Origin of the sequence: Clostridium pasteurianum, assembly GCF_001705235.1 — a bacterium.
GTDB lineage: Bacteria > Bacillota > Clostridia > Clostridiales > Clostridiaceae > Clostridium_S > Clostridium_S pasteurianum_A.
Genome location: NZ_MCGV01000001.1, coordinates 2,883,997 through 2,903,098, shown reverse-complemented (window position 1 = coordinate 2,903,098; position 19,102 = coordinate 2,883,997). Strand labels below are relative to the sequence as shown.

Genomic DNA, 19,102 nt, shown 5'->3' with positions numbered 1-19,102 from the left:
GAGGGTAAAGCAATGAAAAAATTCCTCCGTGCCTACGGAATTTTAGGTGTAAATCTAAATATTATAATAGCTACTTTTCTGAAAATATGTCCATAGCCTTCTTTAATATTTCTTTTTCTTCTTCTAACTGTGATACCTTTTTCAATAATTTGTTATACTCTTCTAATGTAATAGTTGTATTATCGTCTATAACTATGGTTTTCCCCTTTTTAACCCAACCGCTTATTGTTGATTTTGCCACAGAATATTGGCGACTTAATTCTGTAATTGTCTTTCCAGAATTATAGAGTTCTACTATTCTATTTTTAAATTCATCTGTATAGTGCTTTTTCCCTGTTAACATATAAACACACCCTTCTCTTATCTATATTTTAATGTGTTCTGTTTTTCATATCTACAATATTATAAATTAACTTTTCGCACCACCATCACACCTACTGACGAGTAGCACAATGTTATCATTTAACACCATATTATTTTAAAGCACCTATAAACCGTAAATAAAAATAACATTCTCAGCTAAAGTATCACATCATTTAAAAAGTGCCTATCGATGATAAAGAAAGATAATGTGATCTGACCAAACCTCGTATATGATAGCAGTGGAAGAAAATCTTCCTTGCTTTACTCCTAAATTAAAATAGCAGTGCTTTGGAACAATTTAAAAAAACTCTAATAAATCTTGGTGAAAAAATCGTAAAATACTTAGATATTTCAATTTGTCTGAGCTTTTTTTCAGCGAGTTATTGAAATTTCTTAGTATTTACGATTTTTCCACCTTAGATTTATAGAGTTTTTTTAATGTTCCAATGCACTGCTATTTTAATTTCTCCACGGCATTCAGTGCCGCTACCTGTCCTTCTCCAACTGCTTTCATATACTGATAAGGCTTTCCTGTGCAGTCTCCTGCCGCATAGCAGCCATCTATATTAGTTTCCATCTTTCTATTTACTTTTATATGACCATCTTCAACTTCTAGCCCTGGAACCAGTTGTTCTGGAGGAGCGCTGTCCTTTAATACAAATATTCCATCCGTCTCAATTTCATTTGACTTAAGCTTTAGCTTTTCTACTTTTTTATCTCCGACAATTTCTACAGGAGCATCTTTTACAAGTTCTACGCCAGGATTCAATTTATACTCATCTCTGTACATAGGAACATAATAAACCTTAGATGCAATTTCATCTAAATAATTAGCTTCACTTTCCGCTTCTTTATTATAGCCAACTACTGTCGCAACTTTATCTTTATACAAAGGAGCATCACAAGTGGCACAATAGCCCACACCTCTACCTAAAAACTTATCTTCACCATTTAATGGTTTAGTGTGTTCCATACCCATAGCAAGTATAACTTTTGATGCTTCATAAGTTTCGCCACTGGTCATTATAGAAAAATATTCTCCCATGGCATATATATTGTTTACCTTTAAATCTTGTATTTGTATACCTAACTTATCTATATGTTCTTTAAATTTACTTTTTAATTCATCGCCCTTTATTCCATAAAAACCGAGGTAATTATTTATAACAGGTGCTAGGCCTAATTTCTTACTCAAATTCTTGTTTCCAAAAACAATAATTTTCTTATTCCTAACCTTAGCATTTACTGCTGCCGATAACCCTGCTGGTCCACTACCTATTATGGCTATATCGTATCTCTCCATTTTAAAGTCCTATACCTATATGTGTTTTTCTATAGACGATACAATTGACTGTTTAGGTCTGAAGCCAACTAAAGTATCGACAGGATTTCCATTTTTAAAGATCATAACTGTAGGTATACTTGCTATACTAAATTTGCCTGCTACTGCTGGATTATCATCAACATTTACCTTTACAAATTTTGCTTTGCTATCAAGTTCATTAGATACTTCATCCATTACAGGTCCAAGCATCTTACATGGTCCGCACCATGGAGCCCAAAAGTCAACTACTACAGGCTTTTCTGAATTTTTTATCTCTTCATCAAAAATAGAATCATTAATTTCTTTTACCATAATTATTCCTCCTTATATACCCCTATAGGGTATAACGTAATTATATTTTACCACTCAATAATATAATGTCAATAATTTTTACCCATATATATTATAAACATAATATCCTTATAATATAACTTTACCTATTAATTATATCAGATATGTTGGAATTGTTATAAATTGATTCAGGATAACTATTTGAGAGCTTATTAGCATATCTTTTAGCAGCTTCTATATTTACATCCTTATTCAAAATAGCTAGATTATATAAAACAGTTTCCTCATAACTTCCTTTGGAAAACTTCTGATCATACATACTATAATAATTTATAGCATTCTGAGCATCATTAGTATTCTTATATGCTTCTGCTAAAAAATAAATTATATCAGAATAAAGATAACTTTTTTCTCCATACTTATATGCTTTTAAAAGACTTTGCTTTCCACCTTCATAATCTTTATTTTGAATAAGATTTGTACCATTCTTATAAAAATATTGAACTCCATCACTTGTAAGTACATCTAGAGCCTTTGATATTAAAACCTTGTCATTTACTCCAAGACTACTTTTATCTTTCCACTTTTCCTCATATTCATAAATTTTATTAAAATCCTTATTATCAACTGCTTTCTGAAGTTCTGAGCCATTAAAAATCTCCTGCTTTACAACCTTTTTCTTTTTAATAGGAGTTTTTACTTTACTCTTTGGTGTCTCCTTTTTAATTATTTTTTTAGACGGTGTTTTTTTAATTGAAACTTTTCTATTTTTAATATAATTCTTTGCCTCAAATGCTCCAAATATCATAACAATCACTATAATAATAGCAGTAAGAGTTTTAAAAATTTTACCTGTATCAATTCTATTTTTCATAATTCCAAGATGTACAAGTTCCTTTTTGTTTTTTAATGCCATTTCATTATTTATATCAATTTTAAGTACATCTTCAATTTTTGAGATGGCTTTTTGATACTTTCCTTGCTTCATATAGCACAACGCCATATTATTATTAACATTTATACAATTATAAGAACTCTTGGAACATTCATCTAAAAACTCGAGTGCCTCTTCTATTTCAACCCTTTTTATACACTTAAGCGCTTTAATATAATAATTCAATCTTTTTTTATCATCCGAAATATCCTCTAAATATTTTTTTGCTGCTCCATCATTATTATTATACGCATTAAGTTTCCAAATAGCATTTGCTTCATCTAAATTACCCTTAAAGTAAAGGAGCATTCCCTTAAGATCAAGTGCAGCATTATTTCTTATATCAATTGATATACTTTTCTCACATAAACTTATAGCCTTATCTATATATCCTTTTTGAAAACATAAAAGTGCCTTTTTATAATTTTTTTTAGATTTATTCACCAATATCACCTTTTTTATTTTATGTACTCTTTCTAATATATCATATTATTGTTTATCGTAGTAGCAGGAAATATATTTACTCTATTCTTAATATAAAAGTTTGGGGTTTTAATAGAAAAATATCCCATTGAAAGACAATAAAAAAACTATTTATAGATAAAAAAACAGGATGAATAATATTTCTACTATCCATCCTTATAAATTAATGCAAAAAACTTTATATATTAAAATGATTTTTTAGGCTTTCATAATCAATTCTTTTGCAGTTAAGATTGAAGACGCACTCATTGAGAATTCGTCAAGACCATACTCTACTAATGTTGGTATTGCCTTTTCATCTCCAGCCATCTCACCGCACATTCCACACCATTTTCCTTCTTTGTGTGCAGATTGAATTGTCAATTTTATTAACTTAAGTACAGCAGGATGCATTGGGTTATAAAGGTATGATACCTTCTCATTCATTCTATCTGCTGCTAAAGTATATTGTATAAGGTCATTAGTTCCTATACTAAAGAAATCAACGTATTTTGCAAGTTCTTCTGAGTTTACAGCAGCTGCTGGGATTTCAACCATTATTCCTGTTTCAAGTTTATCATTAAATTTCTTTCCTTCGGCTTTTAATTCACCCATACATTCTTTAAGAACTTCTTTAGCTTCTAAGAATTCTTCAAGTGATGATATCATAGGGAACATTATTTTTAAATTTCCATATACAGAAGCTCTTAAAAGTGCTCTTAATTGAACTTTAAATATATCTTTTCTTCCAAGGCAAAGTCTTATTGCTCTAAAACCAAGGAATGGATTCATTTCTTCTGGAAGAGGTAAGTATGAAAGTTTTTTATCTCCACCTATATCTAGTGTTCTTATTACAACTGTTTTACCATTCATTTTTTCTACTACAGTTTTATATGCTTCAAACTGCTCATCTTCTGTAGGCATTGCATCTCTATCCATGTATAAAAATTCTGTTCTGAAAAGACCTACTCCATCTCCGCCATTTTTAAGTACAGCTTCAACATCTTTAGCCTTTCCTATGTTTCCACAAACCTCTACTCTTTTTCCTGCTCTAGTTCTTGTTTCTACATTTATGAGCTCTCTTAATTTTTCCTGCTGCTTCTCATATTCAACCTTTTTAGCTTCGTATTCTTTTATTGTCTTTTCATCAGGATTTATTATAGCAACGCCTTCTGCTCCGTCTACTATTATAGTATCTCCATTTTTAACGTTTTCTACTATGTCATGAAGTCCAACAACTGCTGGTATTTCAAGTGTTCTTGCCATTATAGCGCTGTGAGATGTTCTTCCACCTATGTTAGTTAAAAATGCAATTACTCTATTTTTATCAAGTTGAGCTGTATCTGAAGGTGTTAAATCATGTGCAACTACAACTGTATTTTTATCTATATCAGCAAGACCTGTCATATCATTTCCTAAAAGGTTTTGTATAATTCTATTTCCAACATCTTTTACATCAGCTATTCTTTCTTTCATGTACTCGTCTTCAATACCTGCAAAAACTTTTACATAATTATCTATTACATTTTCAAGTGCTTTTTCAGCATTTATCTTTTCATCTGATATTATATTTTCTGCTGAACCAACAAATTCAGGATCATCAAGAAACATCATGTGGCTTTCAAATACTGCTGCTTTATCAGCGCCTAAATCCTTTTCAGCTTTGGCTTTAATTTTTGTAAGCTGAGCTCTTGATTTTTCTATCGCTGCATTAAGTCTATTTTTTTCACCATCTATATCACTTATCTTTTTTTCAACTATTTCCACTTTATTATTTGCTTTAATAAAAACGTGTCCTATTGCATATCCTTTTGAGGCAGATATTCCTTTTTTTATCATCGTAATCCTCCTAACAATATATTATTACACTAATTTATATAGCAATTATCATGCCAACTGTTATAAGATTCCACTTGACAATTTTTTTACGTTAAAAAAACTTAACACTAAATACTAAGGCAATGCCTATATTAAACATATTCAAGTGCATGTATTTTTATGTACATGTAAATTTTTTATATAAAATCTTAACTTAAATTGCATAAATTATCCATATGTGCTTGATACTTTTTATCAATTATTTTTACAATCATTAGTGTTATAATTATTTTCACCACTTTTTATATAGATATTCCCCTAATTTAGGTGTAAAATATAGTTGATAAAAATTATCATGCTTTTTAGGTTGTCTTGATACTTTTTATCAATAGTTATTATAGGAGAAATGTATTATGTTTAAAAATTGCATCACAGTAAATATAAAAAATGGAGTCCATACCAGGATAGCTGCAATGATTGTACATAAATCATCTAAATTAAAAGAACAGTACGGGATAAATCTTTATGTAAGAAAGATGAGTTCTAAAGATCCTATCGCCATAAGTATGCTGGCTTTACTTTCACTTAAAATAAAAGAAAATGAACTAATTGAAATATCATGTTTTGAAGACAGCAGCAGCGGAGAAAGAGCCGTTATAGAACTAAGTAACTATATAACTAAAAATTTAGATGACAATATAAAATCTTTTTCAAATATAGACGCAATAATTGAAGAAAATACTATAGTAAATGAAAATGTACTTGAAAATATACCTATGGGCATAATTGTCGTAGACATAAATTGTAATATAACTTCTATAAACGATTATGGATTAAACATTCTGGATAAAAAAATAAGTACCGTAATCGGAGTTCCAATATTGGATATAGTTCCAACTTCAGACATGCCTGAAGTTATGAAGACCAAAGAAAAAAAGCTTGGGAAAACACAGCACATAAATAAGCATATAGTTATATCAAATTGTTGTCCAATACTTTCAAAAAATAAAGTAATTGGAGCCCTCTGTGTATTTCAAGATATTTCAGAGCTAATAGGCCTTAAGGAACTTAATGAGCGTTTCAAAAAAATACTAGAAACTTCACATGATCTCATATGCTTCGTGGCCGAGAACAGAAAAATTTCCTATATAAATCCAAGCTATGAAAGCTATTTTAACATTAAATCAAGTGATGTACTTGGAAAAGATCTTATAGATGTTTCACCAGATGGATACAGAATGAAGGTCTTTAAATCAAAGGTACCTATAGAAAATATACTATATCATAAAAACAATATAGATATAATATGTACTGTAGTACCAATCTTTATAGGAAAAACTTTTAAAGGTGTAATTTCAATTTCAAAGGAAACAAATGAAATTATAAATATAGCACAAAGACTTGAAAAATCAGAAGAAGAACTTAATTACTATAAGACGGAACTAAAAAGACATAGTAAACTCAATAGTTCCTTTGACAGTATAATAGGAAGTAGTAGTTCTCTTAAAGATGTTTTAATTACTGCTGATAAAGCTTCAAATTCCACTTCTACCGTTTTAGTACGAGGTGAAAGTGGTACTGGTAAAGAACTTATTGCAAAGGCAATACATAATAATAGTCCAAGAAAGGATAAGCCATTCGTAAGGGTAAATTGTGCAGCAATACCTGAAAATTTAATTGAAAGTGAACTTTTTGGATATGAAAAAGGTGCTTTTACAGGCGCTATTAAAACTAAACCAGGAAAATTTGCAATAGCAGATACAGGAACAATATTTCTTGATGAAATTGGAGATATTCCAAAATCAATGCAGCCTAAGCTTTTAAGAGTTCTTCAAGAAAAAGAATTTGAAAGTGTGGGAGGCCTTGTAACACAGAAAGTTGATGTTAGAATTATTGCTGCAACAAATAGAAATCTTGAGGAAATGCTTAAAACAGGTGAATTTAGAGAAGACTTGTATTATAGGCTTAACGTAATTTCTATACTGCTTCCTCCTCTCAGAAAAAGAAAGGAAGACATAAATTTACTTGTTGAACACTTTATAAAAACAATAAGTGCACGACTTCATAAACCAATAATAAAAATTGAAGAAAACTGTCTAGCGTGCTTTATTAATTATAATTGGCCAGGCAATATAAGAGAACTTGAAAATATTATTGAAAGAGCTATAAATATGTGTGACAGCGGCATAATAACTTTAAAAGATTTACCTTTTTATATAACAAATATCGATTCCAAAAATGATGTCATAAAAATTGACGATGAAAGTCCAATTTTGAAATTAGAGGATTATGAGAAAAGAATTCTAACTATAGCGATGAAAAAATATAAAAGCTATAACAAAGTTGGAAAAGTCTTAGGCATAACTCATAGAACTGTATCCTTGAAATGTAAAAAATATAATATAGAAGCTTAAAAGTGAGGTATAGAGTTTCTACAGATACTTAATTAGAAACTCTATACCTCACTTTTTTATTTATTCACTTTAATTAACGATCTAATAAATCTTCACAATAAACAATATTATTATCCTTGTTTATAATTTTCACATTCATATAAGAACTTAGTAAACCATCTTTTTTTATAGCATCTATCTCTTTTATTACTCCTTCAGCATCACTGTCAATAACAACAAATATTACTGGTCCTTCTTCCATGACCTTTATAATTTTAAGAGCTATATTTTTTATAAATCTTTGTGAAATTACGTGATACATTCTGTCTATTATCTTATCTATCAAATAACGATTTCCATTGATGCCTGTATAATTAACTGAGGCAACAAGTAAAACCATCTTATATTTATCTATCAGGAATTTTTCCAAAGCAGCTTTAGATTTATTTTGCTGTAACAAATTTTTATCATCCATGTAATTATGAGAATATACTTTCTCTTCTATGCTCCTTTCAAAGTTTCCTTTAATTATTATACCACAATAATTAAATAAAGTTCCCGATATTTTATTTATTTGTAAATTTGTCTAAATAATTTTTTCTACCCATCTCATAAAGATTATTTCCATTAGAGTCAACTACAACTATGGCTGGGAACTTCTCAACCTTAAGTTTTCTTATAGCTTCGGAACCTAAATCTTCATATGCTATTACTTTACATTCAACTATAGATTTTGAAATAAGTGCAGCTGCACCCCCTACGGCTGCAAAATATACTGCCTTATTTTCAACAATTGATTTTATTACCTCTTCTGATCTTGCTCCTTTGCCTATCATGCACTTTAGCCCCATATCAAGAAGTTTAGGAGTAAAAGAATCCATTCTACCACTGGTTGTTGGTCCTGCTGACCCTATTACCTTTCCGGGTTTTGCTGGTGTAGGTCCTGCATAATATATTATTTGATCTTTTACCTCAATAGGTAGTTTCTTTCCTTGATCTACAAGATCTATTAGTCTTTTATGTGCAGCATCCCTTGCAGTATATATATATCCACTTATAAATACTCTATCCCCTGCTCTTAACTTTAACAATTCTTCTTCACATACAGGAGATGTTATTATTTTTTCCATTTTATCACTCCTATATTTCTTCACTTTTATGACGTGTAACATGACAACTTATATTTACAGCAACAGGAAGACCTGCTATATGCGTTGGATAAGTTTCTATATTTATACCTAATGCTGTAGTCTTACCACCAAAACCTTGAGGTCCTATTCCAAGCATATTTATCTTATCTAAAAGTTCTTCTTCAAGTTCCTTATAAAATTTGTCATTATTATGTACATTAATAGATCTAGTAAGTGCCTTCTTTGCTAAAAAAGCAGCTTTTTCAAAAGTGCCTCCAATTCCAACTCCAACTACCATTGGTGGACATGGATTTGGACCAGCTTCTTCAACTGTATCTAATATGAATTTTTTTACACCTTCAAGTCCCTCTGCTGGCTTAAGCATCTTAATTTTGCTCATGTTTTCAGAACCAAATCCCTTAGGAGCTACAGTTATTTTTATTTTATCACCTTTTATTATATTATAATGTATTATTGCTGGAGTATTATCTTTTGTATTTCCTCTTCTTATAGGATCTTTAACTACTGATTTTCTTAAGTAGCCTTGAATATATCCTTGTCTTACTCCTTCATTTACAGCGTCTTCAATTAAATCTCCAGTAACATGAACATCTTGTCCAATTTCTATAAAAACACATGCCATTCCAGTATCCTGACATATTGGAACCTTTTCCTCACATGCTATATCGACATTTTCTTTAATATTACTGAGTATATCCCTGGCTATATCCCATTCTTCTTCATCATAAGCCTTATATAGTTTCTTTTTTACATCTTCAGGCAAATAGTAGTTTGTTTCAATACATAATCTTTTTACAGTTTCTGTTATAAGTTTTGACTCTATTTCTCGCAATTACAGCACCTCCTTAATTTAATTATACCCATATATAAAACAAAATAAAGACAAAATTAAGCCTTTATTTTGATACTATTCGTAAATTTTGTAAAACCTACTTAAAAAACTCATCTAAAGATTTTTTAATAGACTTAGATAATTTAATCTGATAGCCGTCATCTTTAAGCTTAGCTGCCTCTTCAGGATTGGATAGAAATCCACATTCTACAATAACTGACGGTACATCGCCACTGTCTCTAAGCACTCTATAATCATTAATAGATACCTTTTCTTTTCGCTTGTTTTTTTTATCAAGATCTTCGCGTAAATTATTCTGTAATATAGCTGCTAAAGTTTTACTTTCATCATTATTTGCATACCATACCTGTGCTCCATGATATTGAGACTGAGGAAACATATTTAAATGTATACTCAGAAAAACATCACATTTCGAAGATTTTTTCATTTTACATCTGTTATTTAAATCTTCGTCTTTTTTCTTTCTTACGGTTTTACTTTTTTCAGTATAAAGTCCTTTATCTTCACTTCTTGTCAAAACAACTGTATACTTTTTTTCTAACTCATGTTTTAATCTTAAACTTATTTTAAGATTTATGTCCTTTTCTAGAGTACCATCTCTTAATGATGCTCCTCCATCAATGCCCCCATGTCCAGGATCTATAAGTATTACTTTCTTTCCCTTTTCTGCTTTTACATTTTGAGGATATACTGAAAATACACAAATCACAGCTATAAATACACTGAAAATTTTTACAAGCAGACGCTTTCCATTTCCTTTTAACATCTTGCTATCTACACTCCCTAACACCTTATAATTTATATTATATTTTGAGCAGAAATCTCAAAAATATTCATATTAAAATTAAAATGTTAAGGAGAACTACATTATGTACATATCTTAATATATATTTAACAATAAACATATAGATATTAATTTTTATGTGTTAAAATAAATTTACCTTATAAGAAGTGTGAGTATTGCTGCAATAGCTGCACATACAGGCATAGTTAAAAGCCATGCCATTAATATATCCTTTGCAAGGATCCATCTTACAGATGAGATTCTTTTGGAAGCAGCAACTCCCATTATTGATGTTGAAATTATCTGAGTTGTACTAACTGGTGCATGGAACATAGTAGCTGAAAATATTACTGCTGCAGCACCTGTTTCTGCTGCAAATCCATTAACTGGAGCAAGCTTGGCCATATTCATACCCATAGTCTTAATTATTTTATAACCACCAAATGATGTTCCAAGAGCCATAGCAAGAGCACACATTGCTTTTACCCAGGTAGGAACACTAAAAGTTGTAAGCATCCCTGAACTTAAAAGAGCCATTGTTATTACTCCCATGGATTTTTGTGCATCATTTCCACCATGATTTAACGCCATTAGCATTGCTGAACCAATCTGTGCCTTTGAAAAAAACTTTGTGACAAAAGCTGGTTTTGAACGACGAAATATCCATTCAATTGCTATCATAAATAAATATCCAGCAATAAAACCTATTATTGGTGATAGTATTAACCATAAAACTATCTTGTCCAAAAAACTAATCCAGTTTACAACGCCAAAGCTAGCTTTATAAACAACCGCTGAACCTATGAGTCCACCTATAAGGGCATGAGAAGAACTACTTGGAATACCTATGTACCAAGTTATGAGGTTCCATATAATAGCTGCAATAAGTGCAAATAAAATAACGCTAGGGGATATTTTAAAGGGGTCTACTATACCATCTCCCACAGTCTTCGCAACTTTATCACTTATAAATGCTCCTAAAAAATTCATGCAAGCTGACATAATAACTGCTGATTTCATACTTAGAACTCTTGTAGAAACTGACGTTGCTATGGCATTAGCGCTATCGTGGAATCCATTAATAAAATCAAATACTACAGCTAACACTACAATAACTATTGTCATTATTAAAGCTGAACTAAGCATTCTTCATAGCAACTCCTTCTATAAGATTAGCTAATAATTCGCATGAATCTATAGTTCTTTCCATGTATTGATATATTTCTCTCCATTTTATTACATGGAGAAAATCTTTAGGATCTGTATATTCTGTAAATAAAATCCTTACAGCTCTCCTAAAATTCAAATCGCCATCCTCTTCTATTTTGTTTATATTCACTACACTTTCCTGAAGCTTCTTACTTTTATTCATATCCTTAAATTCTGTCATTAAAGTTATAATTTCTTTGCAGGCTTTAACTACTAAGTCTGCAAGAAGTTTAGCTTCTTCAGTAGTATTGTGAACATCAAACATTACAAATCTACTACTTGCAGATTCCATATAATCAATAATGTTATCCATAAGAGTAGCAACGCTGTAAATATCTTCTCGGTCAAAAGGCGTTATAAATGTTTTATTTAGTTCATTTATAATATTATGCTGCTGATGATCACCCTTGTGCTCCATGTCTTTTATAACCTTGAGCTTGTTTTCACTATCTTCAGGATTATTCACATAGTCCCTAAATAATAAAGAAGTTTCATAAATGGTTTTCGAGTTTTCAATAAAAAGGTTGAAAAACTTATCATCTTTTGGGGATAAACTAAACATAATACTCCTCCTACATTATTTGTATTTTTTATAATAATTTAAACATTATAATCTTTAACTAATTTACTTTACCCTGTATAATAAACCACAACACACCCCATGAAATATTATAGCATAATGAATTGCAATATAGAAGACAAAAATAAAGCCAGGTAACAGTATTTTGAAACATTAAATAAAATCCATAAGTCTAAGCCACAAATTATAAAAGTACTAAAAAATTTTAATAACTCACTATCGTTCAAACAAATTAAAATTTCTAAGTACTTTTATAATTTGGAGCAAGACTTATTGAATTTTATTTAAATCGTTTCCAAAACACTGTTATTTGGCTTTTGGAGTAAAACAATGATAGCCTTTCTCCTTTTCATTACGGAAAGCTTTTAAATTTTGTATGCGCTGAAATTAACATGATTGCGATTGTTAAATTGTGACTATAGACCATCACTATATTATATTTCCACAGTTATATAAAAACCTCCCAGGATAATATCCTGAGAGGTTTTGAATTGCTTTGAAGAGCAGTAATCTCTATCTCTTTGAGAATTGTGGTGCTCTTCTTGCTTTTTTAAGACCGTATTTCTTTCTTTCCTTCATTCTTGGATCTCTTGTTAAGAAACCTGCCTTTTTAAGCTCACTTTTTAATGTTTCATCAGCTTTTAATAAAGCTCTTGATATACCGTGTCTTATAGCTCCTGCTTGACCTGTAAATCCACCACCGTGTACATTAACTAAAACATCAAATTTTCCTTTAGTTCCTGTAAGATTTAAAGGTTGATTAACTATAAATCTTAAAGTTTCAAGTCCGAAATATTCCTCTGAACTTCTTTTATTTATTGTAACTTTACCATCTCCTGGTACAAGTCTAACTCTCGCTACTGCTTCTTTTCTTCTTCCTGTTCCTATATACTGTACTTTTGCCATTTTAAATCCTCCTTCCGGCGTTCGATTAATATCTTAATTCTAAAGTTTCAGGTTTTTGAGCTTCATGATCATGCTCTTCACCTTTATATACTTTTAATTTCTTAAGCATCTGTCTTCCAAGCACTCCGTGAGGAAGCATTCTTCTAACTGCTTCATAAAATACAAAATCAGATTTTTTAGCAATTGCATCTTTATATGTCATTTCTTTTAATCCACCTGGATACAATGTATGATGTCTAAACATCTTCTGATCTGCTTTCTTTCCTGTTAAAACTATTTTATCTGTATTTAAAACTATTACGTAATCTCCAGTATCAACATTTGGAGTGTATATTGGTTTGTTTTTTCCTCTTAATATTGATGCTATTTGACTTGCAGCTCTTCCTAATGGCTTCTCTGCAACATCAACAACATACCATTTTCTTTCAACTTCATTTGCTTTCGCTAAGTACGATTTCATGGTTTTTCCTCCTTGAACAAATCTGTTTCTTTTATACGAGTTTCTTCTATGTCTAAGATCCGGGGCTAGTGGATCTTTTAATCATATTAACAAACATTTAAATTATACTATAATTTCACTACATATGTCAACAATAACAATAGATAAATCTTGAATTTTAATATATAACTTTCTCCAAACACAAACCTCTTGCTGGAACAACTCTCCCAGCCTTAGTTCTGTCCTTAGATTCTAGGATATCTTTTATGTTTGAAGGCTCTATTTTGCCTTCTCCCACCTTTAAAAGAGTTCCTACTATTATTCTTACCATATTATATAAAAAACCATTACCGGCAACGTAAAAAATTATTTTATTATTGTCCTCTACTATTTTAATTTCATTAATAGTTCTAATATTGGTTTTTGCATTGCTACCCTTGCTTTTAAATGATGAAAAATCGTGTGTTCCTAAAATGTACTGTGCCCCTTCTCTCATTAACTCACAATTTATTTTGTAACCATATTGATATACATAATTTCTATTAATAACTGCACGGTGCATCGTATTTAAAATTGTATAGCTGTAAATTTTGCCCTTACTATTAAAACGTGAATGAAATTCCAAAGGTACCTCTTCAGAATTTAAAGCTACTATATCTTCAGGTAATTTTTGATTAAGTACAAGAAAAAATCTATTAGAAGGTATAACAGTATTCGTAAAAAAATTGCATACATATTCTCTTGCATGCACCCCTGAATCAGTTCTGCTGCATCCAATTAAATCAATTTTTTCTCCTGTTATTTTTTCTATCTTTTCTTCAAGTATCTGCTGAATTGCTATAGCATTTTTTTGTTTCTGCCATCCACTATAATTAGTACCATCATATTCTAATATTAACTTAACATTTTTCATATATAACACCTTGATAATCAGTAAATTTCCTATACATAATTGCTAAAGACTGAAACCGCAACAAGAATTACATTACAAATAACAGCCACTGAGTCTTTCGAGGTGAATTTTAGCTGCTTCATTCTTGTCCTTCCTTCTCCACCCCTATAGCATCTAGATTCCATTGCCATTGCAAGCTCATCTGCTCTCCTAAACGAACTTATAAATAAAGGTACAAGTATTGGTATAAGATTCTTAGCCTTCTTTATTATATTTCCAGAATCAAGCTCAGCACCCCTTGCCATTTGTGCTTTCATTATCTTATCCGTCTCATCAATTAATGTTGGTATAAATCTAAGTGCTATGGTCATCATCATTGCAAATTCATGAGCTGGAAGTCCTATTTTAGAAAATGGTTTTAATAATTTCTCAATCCCATCTGTAAGCTCAATTGGTGAGGTAGTATATGTTACCATTGAAGTACCTATTATGAGAAATATTAATCTTATTGACATAAATGCTGCTAAAATTAAGCCTTCTTTATATATATGTATAAATTTCCAGTGAAATAATGGCGCAGCATTCCCAGTAGTCATAAAAATATTCAATGCTCCAGTAAATATTATAAGTATTACTATTGGCTTTAAACTTCTATAAATGTATTTCATTTGAATTTTAGATACAAATATTATAAGAAAAGTAAATACAGTTATAAAAATATATCCTTTGAATTGATTTATTATAAACAAATCAATTATATAAACCAAAGACATTAAAATTTTAGTTCTAGGATCCAGTTTATGAATAAATGATTTTCCAGGTATATACTGTCCTATTGTTATATCCTTAATCATTTTTTAGCACTCTCCAATACTCTGAGAATTTCTTTTTTTGCCTCTTCAACTGTAAATACATTTGTGGATATGTCAAAACCTTTTTCTCTCAATTTTCTCACAAGATAGGTAACTTTAGGAACAGCTAGCCCAACCTTTTCAAGAGTATCTACTTCATTGAAGACTTTTTCTAATGAACCACTTAATATACATTTAGAATCATACAGAACAAAGATTTTGTCTGCTACCTTAGCAACATCCTCCATACTGTGTGAAACAAGAATTATTGTCATATTATATTCCTGTTGAAGTTTCTTTATTTGAAATAAAATATCATCTCTACCTTTAGGATCAAGTCCTGCTGTAGGTTCATCTAATATTAAAACCTTAGGTTCCATAGCAATTACACCAGCAATGGCAACTCTTCTTTTTTGACCACCACTTAATTCAAAAGGTGACTTATCTTTGAAAATATCATAATCAAGTCCAACCATCTTCATTGCCTTTTTTACCCTTATCATAACTTCTTCACTGTTTAAGCCCATATTTGTTGGACCAAAAGCTATATCTTTTTCTATGGTTTCTTCAAAAAGCTGATATTCTGGATACTGAAATACAAGTCCAACCTTTTTCCTTATATCATTCAATTTAACACTTTTATCTGTTATATCAACATTATCTATAAATATCTTTCCTGAAGTTGGCTTTAAGAGTCCATTAATCTGCTGTATAAGCGTTGATTTTCCTGAACCTGTATGTCCTATAAATACAGCAAATTCACCATCATCTATTGTAAGATTTATATTATCAAGTGCCTTTTTTTCAAAGGGTGTTCCAGGCATATAAATATATGTTAAATTTTCTATCTTAATCGGCATAATTCATTCACCATCTCATCTATTGTAAGTATATCATCTTTAACATTGATACCACTTTTTTTGAGTTCATATGCAAGTTCTGTCATCTGCGGAACATCAAGTCCTATTTCCTTCATTGTCTTAACATCCTTAAACACTTCTCTTGGAATACCTGTTTTAATTATTTTTCCCTTATCCATAACCACTATTCTATCCGCATTTATTGCTTCTTCCATATAGTGTGTTATAAGTATTATCGTTATATGGGAATTCTTATTCAAATCAATTATAGTATTAATTACTTCAGCTCTTCCTTTTGGATCAAGCATAGCTGTAGATTCATCGAAAACAATACATTCAGGATGCATAGCCAAAACTCCAGCAATTGCAACTCGCTGTTTTTGTCCCCCAGACAATAAATGCGGTTCATGTCTCCTATATTCATACATTCCAACATTTTTAAGTGAATCATCAACTCTTTTTCTTATTTCTGATGGTTCAATTCCTAAGTTTTCTGGTCCAAAAGCTACATCTTCTTCAACAATTGTTGCAACTATTTGATTATCTGGATTCTGAAAAACCATTCCAGTTTTAGTTCTTATATCCCATACATTTTTTTCATCTGAAGTATCAATTCCCTCAACTAATACCTTACCTGAACTTGGTACTAAAAGTGCATTTAGATGTTTTGCAAGAGTTGACTTACCTGATCCGTTCCTACCAAGAACAACTAGAAACTCTCCCTTATTAACATCAATTGTAACATCATTTACTGCAATGGTATTCTTGGTTTCATCTTCACCTTCATACTGATATACTACATTTTTACACTCAACCATTTTATTGTACATACGAACACCTCTATTATACAATGCAGTTTTTATATTATTATGGCTATATTTTAATAAGTGCTCACTTTGTCACACTTATTTAAAATATAGCTTTCTTTTAAAACACATCCATTATTAAAATAGGGACTAAGATAACTTAATCCCTTAAAAAATTAGTAATTATACTAATTCTAATATAACAACTTCTGCTCCGTCGCCTCTTCTAGGTCCCATTTTATACATTCTAGTATATCCGCCGTTTCTCTCGTTGTATTTTGGAGCGACTTCATCAAACAATTTCTTAACTACTGTTTCTTCTGTTACAAAGCTAAGAACCTGTCTTCTAGAATGTAAATCACCTCTTTTTGCAAGAGTAATCATTTTTTCTGCTAAACTTCTAGTTTCTTTTGCTCTTGTTACAGTAGTCTCTATTTTACCATGCTTTAGAAAACTAGTAACTAAATTTCTAAGCATTGCTTTTCTTTGATCAGTAGGACGACCTAATTTACGATAACCTGATGCCATGCCTATACCTCCTTACTTTAACTATTCATCATTTAACTTTAATGATAATCCTAAAGCCTTAAGCTTCTGTTCAACTTCCTCTAAAGATTTTCTTCCAAGGTTTCTGACTTTCATCATATCTTCCATGGATCTTTGAGTTAATTCCTGAACTGTATTTATTCCTGCTCTCTTCAAGCAGTTATAACTTCTAACAGAAAGATCAAGTTCTTCAATAGTCATTTCAAGTACTTTTTCTTTCTTGTCTTCTTCTTTTTCTACCATTATCTCTACATCATCTGCATGATCTGTAAGAGTCATAAATAATTTAAAATGTTCTATAAGTATTTTTGCTGCTAGACTAATTGCTTCTTCTGGTCTTATAGTACCATTTCCCCATACTTCTATGGTAAGCTTATCATAGTCAGTTATTTGAGCAACTCTTGTGTTTTCAATAGTGAAATTCACCCTTTTGATTGGAGAATATATTGAATCAACTGCTATTGTGCCTATCGGCATGTCATCCCTTTTATTTCTATTCTGAGTGACATAGCCTCTGCCTCTACTAACTTCAATTTCCATATATAACTTTCCATCTGCATCGAGAGTTGCTATATGTAAATCTTTGTTGATGACTTCTACAGACCCATCAGTTCTTATATCAGCACCTGTAACCTCTCCAGGTCCCTGTGCATCTATATAAATTATCCTAGGATCGTCACCTTCCATTTTGAGACATAAAGCTTTGATGTTAAGTATTAACTCCGTAACATCTTCTTTTACTCCTTTAACAGTCGAAAATTCATGAAGTACTCCTTCAATCTTTACTGAGTTGGCAGCAACTCCAGGTAATGATGAAAGAAGTATTCTTCTTAATGAATTACCAAGGGTGGTTCCATATCCTCTTTCAAGTGGTTCCACAACAAATCTTCCATAAGAACCATCTTCTGTAGACTCAACACATTCTATTTTAGGTTTTTCTATTTCTAACATATATGACCCTCCTTAAAAATAAAATGGCAACCTATATTGAGGGTATTGAATACTGTCAAATTATTTACTATATAACTCAACGATCAATGTCTCTTTAATTGGAGTGTCTATATCCTCTCTATTTGGTTCTGCAACTATTTTTGCTTCAAAATTATCATAGTTTGCTTCAATCCATGATGGTAAAGTCTTTGGATTTTCTGCAAAAGTCTTAAATTTCTCAGTTCCTCTGCTTTTTTCACAAACAGAAAATACATCATTAGCTTTTAATGTATAAGAAGGTATATCAACTTTCTTTCCATTAACAAGAAAATGTCCATGAGTAACTAATTGTCTTGCTTCTTTTCTTGAACTACCATAGCCTAGCTTATAAGCTACATTATCAAGTCTTAGTTCTAAAAGTTTAAGTAGGTTCTCACCTGATATTCCCTTAATTCTTTCAGCTCTCTTATAATATATTCTGAATTGTTTTTCAAGAACTCCATATATTCTCTTTGCTTTTTGTTTTTCTCTTAATTGTAATCCGTAGTTTGAAATCTTCTTTCTGCTCTGTCCATGTGCTCCTGGTGCATATCCTCTTCTTGTGAATGCACATTTATCTGTATAGCATCTATCACCCTTAAGGAATAATTTCAAGCCTTCTCTTCTGCATAATCTGCATACAGCTCCAGTATATCTAGCCATTAAATATT

21 protein-coding genes are annotated in these 19,102 nt (G+C 30.7%); 1 reads left to right on the top strand and 20 read right to left on the bottom strand.

What is annotated here, in order from left to right; genetic code table 11:
• Window positions 1–70: 70 nt before the first annotated feature.
• The 5 genes from BEE63_RS13055 to ptsP all read right to left on the bottom strand — a co-directional run bounded on the left by BEE63_RS13055 (window position 71) and on the right by ptsP (window position 5,213).
• Complete coding sequence (locus tag BEE63_RS13055; RefSeq protein WP_066021799.1) at window positions 71–343, bottom strand: transposase; 273 nt, start codon at window positions 341–343, stop codon at window positions 71–73.
• Window positions 344–817: 474 nt separating this feature from the next.
• Entirely contained in the window at window positions 818–1,666 is an 849-nt protein-coding gene (locus BEE63_RS13050; RefSeq protein WP_066021798.1) for an NAD(P)/FAD-dependent oxidoreductase, read from the bottom strand.
• 15 nt (window positions 1,667–1,681) lie between these two features.
• On the bottom strand, window positions 1,682–1,999 hold the full coding sequence (gene trxA / locus BEE63_RS13045) for a thioredoxin (protein ID WP_066021797.1): 318 nt from the start codon (window positions 1,997–1,999) through the stop codon (window positions 1,682–1,684).
• Between the two features lie 121 nt (window positions 2,000–2,120).
• On the bottom strand, window positions 2,121–3,356 hold the full coding sequence (locus tag BEE63_RS13040; protein ID WP_066021796.1) for a tetratricopeptide repeat protein: 1,236 nt from the start codon (window positions 3,354–3,356) through the stop codon (window positions 2,121–2,123).
• A gap of 237 nt (window positions 3,357–3,593) precedes the next feature.
• On the bottom strand, window positions 3,594–5,213 hold the full coding sequence (gene ptsP, locus BEE63_RS13035) for a phosphoenolpyruvate--protein phosphotransferase (RefSeq protein WP_081312541.1): 1,620 nt from the start codon (window positions 5,211–5,213) through the stop codon (window positions 3,594–3,596).
• Between the two features lie 392 nt (window positions 5,214–5,605).
• Here ptsP and BEE63_RS13030 point away from each other — a divergent pair, with 392 nt between their 5' ends.
• Window positions 5,606–7,606 (top strand): sigma 54-interacting transcriptional regulator, encoded by a 2,001-nt coding sequence (locus BEE63_RS13030; protein WP_066021795.1) that lies wholly within the window; start codon window positions 5,606–5,608, stop codon window positions 7,604–7,606.
• A gap of 73 nt (window positions 7,607–7,679) precedes the next feature.
• On the opposite strand, the gene BEE63_RS13025 is transcribed toward BEE63_RS13030, so the two are convergent.
• The 15 genes from BEE63_RS13025 to rpsD form a co-directional block, all read right to left on the bottom strand.
• Entirely contained in the window at window positions 7,680–8,060 is a 381-nt protein-coding gene (locus BEE63_RS13025) for a citrate lyase holo-[acyl-carrier protein] synthase (RefSeq protein ID WP_066021794.1), read from the bottom strand.
• A 91-nt stretch (window positions 8,061–8,151) separates the two neighbouring features.
• Window positions 8,152–8,715 (bottom strand): Fe-S-containing hydro-lyase, encoded by a 564-nt coding sequence (locus tag BEE63_RS13020; RefSeq protein WP_066021793.1) that lies wholly within the window; start codon window positions 8,713–8,715, stop codon window positions 8,152–8,154.
• 10 nt (window positions 8,716–8,725) lie between these two features.
• The gene (locus tag BEE63_RS13015; RefSeq protein WP_066021792.1) at window positions 8,726–9,568 is read right to left on the bottom strand and encodes a fumarate hydratase; all 843 of its coding nucleotides are present in this window, start codon (window positions 9,566–9,568) and stop codon (window positions 8,726–8,728) included.
• Between the two features lie 97 nt (window positions 9,569–9,665).
• Entirely contained in the window at window positions 9,666–10,355 is a 690-nt protein-coding gene (gene cwlD, locus BEE63_RS13010) for an N-acetylmuramoyl-L-alanine amidase CwlD (protein WP_066021791.1), read from the bottom strand.
• 171 nt (window positions 10,356–10,526) lie between these two features.
• A complete protein-coding gene (locus BEE63_RS13005) occupies window positions 10,527–11,519 on the bottom strand; it encodes an inorganic phosphate transporter (protein ID WP_066021790.1) in 993 nt (330 codons plus the stop codon).
• Entirely contained in the window at window positions 11,512–12,144 is a 633-nt protein-coding gene (locus tag BEE63_RS13000; protein ID WP_066021789.1) for a DUF47 domain-containing protein, read from the bottom strand. Before BEE63_RS13000 ends, BEE63_RS13005 begins: the two co-directional genes overlap by 8 nt.
• Before the next feature lie 531 nt (window positions 12,145–12,675).
• A complete protein-coding gene (gene rpsI, locus BEE63_RS12995) occupies window positions 12,676–13,068 on the bottom strand; it encodes a 30S ribosomal protein S9 (RefSeq protein WP_066021788.1) in 393 nt (130 codons plus the stop codon).
• A 25-nt stretch (window positions 13,069–13,093) separates the two neighbouring features.
• Entirely contained in the window at window positions 13,094–13,528 is a 435-nt protein-coding gene (gene rplM, locus BEE63_RS12990) for a 50S ribosomal protein L13 (RefSeq protein WP_066021787.1), read from the bottom strand.
• A 157-nt stretch (window positions 13,529–13,685) separates the two neighbouring features.
• Complete coding sequence (gene truA / locus BEE63_RS12985) at window positions 13,686–14,420, bottom strand: tRNA pseudouridine(38-40) synthase TruA (RefSeq protein WP_066021786.1); 735 nt, start codon at window positions 14,418–14,420, stop codon at window positions 13,686–13,688.
• A gap of 29 nt (window positions 14,421–14,449) precedes the next feature.
• Entirely contained in the window at window positions 14,450–15,253 is an 804-nt protein-coding gene (locus tag BEE63_RS12980; RefSeq protein WP_066021785.1) for an energy-coupling factor transporter transmembrane component T family protein, read from the bottom strand.
• Window positions 15,250–16,110, bottom strand: a complete 861-nt coding sequence (locus tag BEE63_RS12975; protein ID WP_066021784.1) for an energy-coupling factor transporter ATPase — start codon at window positions 16,108–16,110, stop codon at window positions 15,250–15,252. The genes BEE63_RS12980 and BEE63_RS12975 overlap by 4 nt, the downstream gene beginning before the upstream one ends.
• On the bottom strand, window positions 16,095–16,940 hold the full coding sequence (locus tag BEE63_RS12970; RefSeq protein ID WP_066021783.1) for an energy-coupling factor transporter ATPase: 846 nt from the start codon (window positions 16,938–16,940) through the stop codon (window positions 16,095–16,097). Before BEE63_RS12970 ends, BEE63_RS12975 begins: the two co-directional genes overlap by 16 nt.
• 159 nt (window positions 16,941–17,099) lie before the next feature.
• Window positions 17,100–17,444, bottom strand: a complete 345-nt coding sequence (gene rplQ, locus BEE63_RS12965; protein WP_066021782.1) for a 50S ribosomal protein L17 — start codon at window positions 17,442–17,444, stop codon at window positions 17,100–17,102.
• A 21-nt stretch (window positions 17,445–17,465) separates the two neighbouring features.
• Window positions 17,466–18,413 carry a DNA-directed RNA polymerase subunit alpha gene (locus BEE63_RS12960; protein WP_066021781.1) on the bottom strand — a complete coding sequence of 316 codons (948 nt, stop codon included), beginning with the start codon at window positions 18,411–18,413 and terminating at the stop codon, window positions 17,466–17,468.
• A gap of 60 nt (window positions 18,414–18,473) precedes the next feature.
• A complete protein-coding gene (rpsD, locus tag BEE63_RS12955; RefSeq protein WP_066021780.1) occupies window positions 18,474–19,094 on the bottom strand; it encodes a 30S ribosomal protein S4 in 621 nt (206 codons plus the stop codon).
• Between the last annotated feature and the right edge of the window lie 8 nt (window positions 19,095–19,102).

Bases quoted from the DNA above. Each gene is read 5' to 3' on its own strand.
- BEE63_RS12975 (WP_066021784.1), bottom strand. From the start codon at position 16,110: ATGCCGATTAAGATAGAAAATTTAACATATATTTATATGCCTGGAACA.
- BEE63_RS13050 (WP_066021798.1), bottom strand. From the start codon at position 1,666: ATGGAGAGATACGATATAGCCATAATAGGTAGTGGACCAGCAGGGTTA.
- rplM (WP_066021787.1), bottom strand. From the start codon at position 13,528: ATGAAATCGTACTTAGCGAAAGCAAATGAAGTTGAAAGAAAATGGTAT.
- cwlD (WP_066021791.1), bottom strand. From the start codon at position 10,355: ATGTTAAAAGGAAATGGAAAGCGTCTGCTTGTAAAAATTTTCAGTGTA.
- truA (WP_066021786.1), bottom strand. From the start codon at position 14,420: ATGAAAAATGTTAAGTTAATATTAGAATATGATGGTACTAATTATAGT.
- rplQ (WP_066021782.1), bottom strand. From the start codon at position 17,444: ATGGCATCAGGTTATCGTAAATTAGGTCGTCCTACTGATCAAAGAAAA.
- BEE63_RS12960 (WP_066021781.1), bottom strand. From the start codon at position 18,413: ATGTTAGAAATAGAAAAACCTAAAATAGAATGTGTTGAGTCTACAGAA.
- BEE63_RS12970 (WP_066021783.1), bottom strand. From the start codon at position 16,940: ATGTACAATAAAATGGTTGAGTGTAAAAATGTAGTATATCAGTATGAA.
- BEE63_RS13025 (WP_066021794.1), bottom strand. From the start codon at position 8,060: ATGGATGATAAAAATTTGTTACAGCAAAATAAATCTAAAGCTGCTTTG.
- rpsI (WP_066021788.1), bottom strand. From the start codon at position 13,068: ATGGCAAAAGTACAGTATATAGGAACAGGAAGAAGAAAAGAAGCAGTA.
- BEE63_RS13000 (WP_066021789.1), bottom strand. From the start codon at position 12,144: ATGTTTAGTTTATCCCCAAAAGATGATAAGTTTTTCAACCTTTTTATT.
- BEE63_RS13030 (WP_066021795.1), top strand. From the start codon at position 5,606: ATGTTTAAAAATTGCATCACAGTAAATATAAAAAATGGAGTCCATACC.
- BEE63_RS13055 (WP_066021799.1), bottom strand. From the start codon at position 343: ATGTTAACAGGGAAAAAGCACTATACAGATGAATTTAAAAATAGAATA.
- ptsP (WP_081312541.1), bottom strand. From the start codon at position 5,213: ATGATAAAAAAAGGAATATCTGCCTCAAAAGGATATGCAATAGGACAC.
- trxA (WP_066021797.1), bottom strand. From the start codon at position 1,999: ATGGTAAAAGAAATTAATGATTCTATTTTTGATGAAGAGATAAAAAAT.
- BEE63_RS13020 (WP_066021793.1), bottom strand. From the start codon at position 8,715: ATGGAAAAAATAATAACATCTCCTGTATGTGAAGAAGAATTGTTAAAG.
- BEE63_RS13005 (WP_066021790.1), bottom strand. From the start codon at position 11,519: ATGCTTAGTTCAGCTTTAATAATGACAATAGTTATTGTAGTGTTAGCT.
- BEE63_RS12980 (WP_066021785.1), bottom strand. From the start codon at position 15,253: ATGATTAAGGATATAACAATAGGACAGTATATACCTGGAAAATCATTT.
- rpsD (WP_066021780.1), bottom strand. From the start codon at position 19,094: ATGGCTAGATATACTGGAGCTGTATGCAGATTATGCAGAAGAGAAGGC.